Source organism: Streptomyces sp. UH6, from assembly GCF_013421635.1.
GTDB lineage: Bacteria > Actinomycetota > Actinomycetes > Streptomycetales > Streptomycetaceae > Streptomyces > Streptomyces abyssomicinicus.
The window spans coordinates 1-3,970 of sequence record NZ_JACADT010000525.1 but is presented as its reverse complement, the minus strand read 5'-3'; the positions used below and the strand labels follow the sequence as shown (position 1 = coordinate 3,970).

General features: G+C 72.3%; 2 protein-coding genes. One reads left to right on the top strand and one right to left on the bottom strand.

The window, feature by feature from the left end; translation table 11 throughout:
* Positions 1-2,307, top strand: a 2,307-nt coding sequence (locus HW445_RS21270) for a M4 family metallopeptidase (protein ID WP_180222578.1), incomplete at its 5' end; no start/stop codon positions are given.
* Between the two features lie 93 nt (positions 2,308-2,400).
* On the opposite strand, the gene HW445_RS21265 is transcribed toward HW445_RS21270, so the two are convergent.
* Entirely contained in the window at positions 2,401-3,945 is a 1,545-nt protein-coding gene (locus HW445_RS21265) for an MFS transporter (protein ID WP_180222577.1), read from the bottom strand.
* Between the last annotated feature and the right edge of the window lie 25 nt (positions 3,946-3,970).

Here is a 3,970-nt window from a genome sequence, read left to right as displayed (position 1 = left end):
AAGGCCACCCCGCTGCGCGCCGGCGCGCTCGCCGCCGACATCACGGCCACCGAGCGCACCACGCTGATCAAGAACGCCGAGTCGAAGGCGGACGGCCACGCCAAGAAGCTCAAGCTCGGCGGCAAGGAGAAGCTCCTGGTCAAGGATGTCGTCCGGGACAACGACGGGACGGTGCACACCCGTTACGAGCGGACCTACGCCGGTCTGCCGGTCCTCGGCGGCGACCTGGTCGTCCACGCCGCGCCGGACACCGGCAAGGGCGAGGGACTGAGCGCCACCTTCAACACCCGGCGCACCATAGCCGTGGACTCCACCACCGGGAAGCTGGCGAAGGCCGACGCCGAGGCGAAGGCGGTCAAGGCCGCCGTGGCGCACGTGGCCGGGGCCGACGAGGACGCGGCGGCCCCGCGGGCGGACAGCACCCGCAAGGTCGTCTGGGCGGGCCAGGGAACGCCCCGTCTCGCCTGGGAGACCCTCGTCGAGGGCGTCCAGCACGACGGCACCCCCAGCCGCCTGCGGGTCGTCACCGACGCCCTGACGGGCGAGAAGCTGCACGAGTCCGAGGACATCAAGACCGGCACCGGCAAGAGCCTCTACAGCGGCACGGTCACCCTGGGGACCACCCTGTCCGGGTCCACGTACCAGCTGACCGACACCACCCGCGGCAGCCACAAGACGTACAACCTGGCCCGCTCCACCTCCGGAACCGGCACCCTCTTCACCGACGCCGACGACACCTGGGGCACCGGCACCGCCTCCAGCTCGTCGACCGACCAGACCGCCGCCGTGGACGCCGCCTACGGAGCCCAGGTCACCTGGGACTTCTACAAGAACACCTTCAACCGCAGCGGCATCGAGAACAACGGCCAGGGCGCCTACTCACGGGTCCACTACGGCAACGCGTACGTCAACGCGTTCTGGGACGACAGCTGCTTCTGCATGACCTACGGCGACGGCTCGGGCAACACCCACCCGCTGACCTCGCTCGACGTCGCCGCCCACGAGATGACCCACGGCGTCACCTCGGTCACCGCCAACCTCACCTACAGCGGCGAGTCCGGCGGCCTCAACGAGGCGACCTCCGACATCTTCGCGGCCGGCGCGGAGTTCGCCGCGGGCAACGCCGCCGACGTGGGCGACTACCTGGTCGGCGAGAAGATCGACATCAACGGCGACGGCACCCCGCTGCGCTACATGGACAAGCCGAGCAAGGACGGCGGCTCCAAGGACTACTGGTACTCGGGCATCGGCAGCATCGACGTCCACTACTCGTCCGGCCCCGCCAACCACATGTTCTACCTGCTCGCCGAGGGCAGCGGCACCAAGACGATCAACGGCGTCACCTACAACAGCCCCACCACGGACGGCATCGCCGTCCAGGGCATCGGCCGCGAGGCCGCCCTGCAGATCTGGTACAAGGCGCTGACGACCTACATGACGTCCAGCACCAACTACGCGGGCGCCCGTACCGCCGCGCTGAACGCCGCCTCCGCGCTCTACGGCGCGAGCTCCGCCCAGTACGCGGGCGTCGGCAACGCCTTCGCGGCCATCGGGGTCGGCGCGCACCTCCCCGTGCCCGGCACCGGTGTCACCGTCACCAACCCGGGCAACCGCACCGCCACCGTCGGCACCGCCGTCAGCCTCCAGATCAGCGCGTCCAGCGGCAACGCGGGCGCCCTGACCTACAGCGCGACCGGGCTGCCGGCCGGGCTGGGCATCAACTCCTCCACCGGCCTGATCTCCGGCACGCCGACCACCGCGGGAACCTCCAGCACCACGGTCACCGTCCGGGACAGCGCCGGCCAGACCGGCACGGCCTCCTTCACCTGGACCGTCTCCGCCCCCGGCAGCGGCTGCACCGCCCAGCAACTGCTCGGCAACGCGGGCTTCGAGTCGGGCAGCTCCTCCTGGACCGCCACCAGCGGCGTGATCACCACCGACACCGGCCAGGCGGCGCGCACCGGCTCGTACAAGGCGTGGCTCGACGGCTACGGCAGCAGCCACACGGACACGCTGTCGCAGTCGGTGACCATTCCCAGCGGCTGCAAGGCGACCTTCTCCTTCTGGCTGCACATCGACACCGACGAGACGACCTCCAGCACCCAGTACGACAAGCTGACGGTCACCGCCGGGTCGACCACGCTGGCCACGTACAGCAACCTCAACGCGGCCACCGGATACGTCCAGAAGTCCTTCGACCTGTCCGCGCTGGCCGGACAGACGGTCACCCTGAAGTTCAACGGGGTGGAGGACTCCTCCCTGCAGACCAGCTTCGTGATCGACGACACCGCCGTGTCGGTGAGCTAGTCCGGTCCTGACCGCGGGCCGTCCCTTCCGAGGGGCGGCCCGCGTTCCTGCGACCGGCCGGACGGGACCGTGCGGCGCCCCCGTCCGGCCGGCTCAGGTCCGGCCGGCCCGTGACCGGTCCGCGCGCACGGGGTCCCCCGCGGCCTTAGCGGCACCGCCCGGGCGCTGCCCGCGGATGCCCCGGTCCCGCCGCCAGTCGGCCACGGCCAGACAGAACGCCGCGGTCATGCCGACGAGCGCCGCGCCCAGCGAGATCGCCAGCGCGTTGCGGAAGTTGTCGTCGTCCCCGGCCAGGATCAGGTAGAAGAGACCCGGCAGCGCGGCCGTGCCCACCGCCGCGCCGAGCCGTTGCCCGGTCTGCAGCGCGCCGCCCGCCGCTCCGGCCATCCGTACCGGGACGTCGCGCAGGGTCATGGTGATGTTGGGGGAGATGACGGAGCCGCTGCCGACCCCCGCCACGAACAGGGCGGGCGCGGCGAGCCAGGTCGCCGCGGACTCCGGCGCGAAGCGCAGCACCAGCGCGGTGGCGCTCATGCCGATGATCACCCCGCTCAGCCCCCACACCGTCAGCAGCCGCCCCAGCCGGTCCACCAGCCGCCCCGACACCACGGCCGCGGCCGCCGAACCGACGGCGAACGGGGTGACGGCCAGGCCGGACCGGAGCGGCGAGTAGCCCAGCCCGTGCTGGAAGAAGAGGGCGAAGACCAGCCAGACGCCGCTGAAGCCGACGAAGTAGAGGGTGCCGACGCCCGCGCCGACGGCGTAGCCGCGGGTCTGCGTGAACAGCCGAAGGTCCAGCAGGGGCTGCCGCCCGCGGGCCAGGACCCGGCGCTGCCAGAGGGTGAACACGCCGAGCAGCAGGGCGCCGACCAGGAACAGCCACCACAGCCGGCCCAGGCCGCCGGCCTCCGCCTGCACCAGCGGCAGCATCAGCGCGAGTACGCCCGCGCCGAGCAGCAGCACGCCGGGGACGTCCACCTCGCCCTTGCCGCTGGGCCGGGTCCGGGGGAGCAGCCGGCGGCCCAGCAGCACGGCGAGCACACCGATGGGGACGTTGACGTAGAAGACCCAGCGCCAGCCCTCGTCCCCGGACGCCAGCGCCAGGATCAGACCGCCGGTGATCGGGCCGACCGCGCTGGAGATGCCGACGGTCGCGCCGAAGAAGCCGAAGGCGCGGCCGCGTTCCGGCCCACGGAACATCTGCTGGATCAACGCCGAGTTCTGCGGTGCCATGCAGCCCGCCGCGAGGCCCTGGGCGAGTCGCGCCACCACCAGCCAGGTGCTGCTCGGGGCGGCCCCGGCGAGGGCGCTGCACAGCACGAAGGCGCTCAGCGCCAGCAGGAAGATCCGCCGCCGGTTGAGCGCGTCGCCCAGCCGGCCGGCCGTCACCAGCGCGAGGGCGAAGGTGAGGGCGTAGCCGGAGACCACCCACTGCACCTCGGCCGGACTCGCGTCGAGGTCGCGCTGGATGGTGGGCAGAGCCACGGCGACGATCGTCACGTCGAGCAGGCTCATGAACCCGGCGACCAGTGTCACCCACAGCGCGCGCCACCGGTTGGGGTCCCGCCCGTCCCCGGCCGTGTCCCCGGGGTTCCCGGCCGGGGGCCGTCCGCCGGACGCCGACGTCGACGATGTCACGTGAAGCTCCTCTCACCGGTGGTGC